Raw genomic sequence first — 2029 nt, forward strand, 5'->3', positions numbered from 1 at the left:
GGATACCGTCGCGCATGCGATCTACGATTACGCGCTTGCGACCGGTGAGGCTAATTCGGGGAACGTATCCAACAACGATTCGCTTGGCATTGAGTACAAGCTCACGACGGTCGATATTCTCAGCGGCAAGAAGCTTGAACTTTCCGACAGCGGCACGCTCCGCGCCGTGATTACGGACTCGAGCGGCGCCGGCACGCTCCTCATTACGGGTCAGATCGAGCTGACTGGTGAGAACGACTACAACAGCGTCACCCAGGTTTCGGGTGCTAACGCTTCGCTTACCGTCGGTTCGTCCGGCCTCGGTGCGACTAGCAGTCTTGACCTTTCGGGCGGTGCAACCTTTGTTAATGCCGCAGGTGCCACCAACTCGGCAGAGAGAATGCGCTCTTCCGGCTCGAATATTGTTCTGAATGAAGGTTCGGAACTGAAGCTTACGGGTGGCGCGAATGGTGGCGTGGCCTCCGAAATTACGGGCGGTTCTATTTCTGGTTCCGGGACGTTAACGGTAGGTGGCCCCCTGAATGTAAGCGGCAGTATTACTGACGGAGGCTTTACGGGCCAGATCAAGGCCGGATCAGCGGATTTGAACAAAGGCGCTCACATCCGGTTCTATTCGACGGAGAGTGGTAATGCCGGCCTTGGTACTGGTGAAGTCGCTTTCTCCAGCTATCGCGACGTTGTGTATATCTTCGACGGCGAATCTACGGCTGGATCTACGACTCTAACGAATACCTATACGGGCAACGGTCAGATCAAGGTAGTTAATTCTGGTTCCGGTAGTCTTCTCTTTGACTTCAGCGAGAACCAGGCGGAGAAAGGGAACTTTACCGGTGCTCTCCTTCTCCAAGACGCCGACTATCACCTTTATGAAGACGCTGGCGAGCTCAAAAACGCGACACTGAAGGTGTCCGGTGGTTCGCACATCACCGTCAATAGCGCTGGCAATGTCAGCGATCGGGCAGTCGGAAAGCTTGAACTGGCTGGCGGTGAGCTTGATTTCGGCGAAATGACCGAAGGCTCCGATTCCGGTCAGATTGTCGTCGGGGGACTTGGTGACTTTACGACGCCTCAGGGTGTGATAAAGGTTGCGTTGGGTGAAAACAACAATGCAACGGGTTCCGATGTCTTCGATCTCAATAAGGACCTCTCGGTTCAGCTTATCGAAGGCTTCGACGCGACCGATCCCGCTATTGATCTTTCCCAGCTCCAATTCAGTTCCGTCGAAGAGCGTCAGCAGGTTAAGCAGTCCGATCGCTATGCGGACGGTTCTGCAACGGCCGTACTCACCTATTCGAGCGGTCACCTTGTCGGTAATACGAACGGCATCGGTGCGTCGTGGACCCTTTCGAAGATCAACCTGTTGTCCGGCAACGGCAGCGGTTTCTTGATCGACGCGTCCGCCGAAACCGGTGATTCCGGGACCATCAGCGCGCTTATCACCGGTGAAGGCAGCATTGAGTTTGCGAGCGGCACAATCACGCTGAATCATGCCAACAATACCTACACGGGCAACACCTATGTGACGGACGGTAAGCTCGAGCTCGCTGCCAACGAAGCGCTCGGCGATTCGGCTTTGCTTGAAGTTACCGGCAGCGGCACCGTCTCGGTCGGAAGCACGGCTCAGTCAATCGGCTCGATTTCGGTTGCAGGCGAGAACGGCTTGTCGATGGCAGGCGGTTCGCTCACGCTCACGAGCGGCGCCTCGACCATTTCCAGTGCCAACAACGACGTTTCGGGTACGGTTGCTCTCTCGGGTCAGGGCACGACGCTGACAATTCAGAACGCTTCGGGTGTCGGCGGACCTGCTACGACCATTTCGTTGGGCGACGACACATCGGTCATCTTTGCGGTATCCGGGTTTGCGGATGGCGGTACTTTCGCCAAGATCAATAACAAGTTGAGTGGGGCAGGTACCGTTCAGATCGGCAACGGAACGGACAAGATGTACCTCGAGCTGCTTAACACGGATAATGCGTTCGGGAAGCTCCTTGTCACCAGCGGAGCAACGGTTCTTGTCAATGGTCTGAAT

The 2029-nt window shown here is 55.8% G+C and carries 1 protein-coding gene; it reads left to right on the forward strand.

Annotated features, from left to right (window positions below; translation table 11 throughout):
* Positions 1–166: 166 nt before the first annotated feature.
* On the forward strand, positions 167–2029 hold a 1863-nt coding region (locus tag H6A60_RS13975; RefSeq protein ID WP_205104575.1), incomplete at its 3' end, for a hypothetical protein.

Source organism: Sutterella massiliensis (assembly GCF_016899755.1).
In the GTDB taxonomy this organism is placed as follows: Bacteria; Pseudomonadota; Gammaproteobacteria; order Burkholderiales; family Burkholderiaceae_F; genus Sutterella; species Sutterella massiliensis.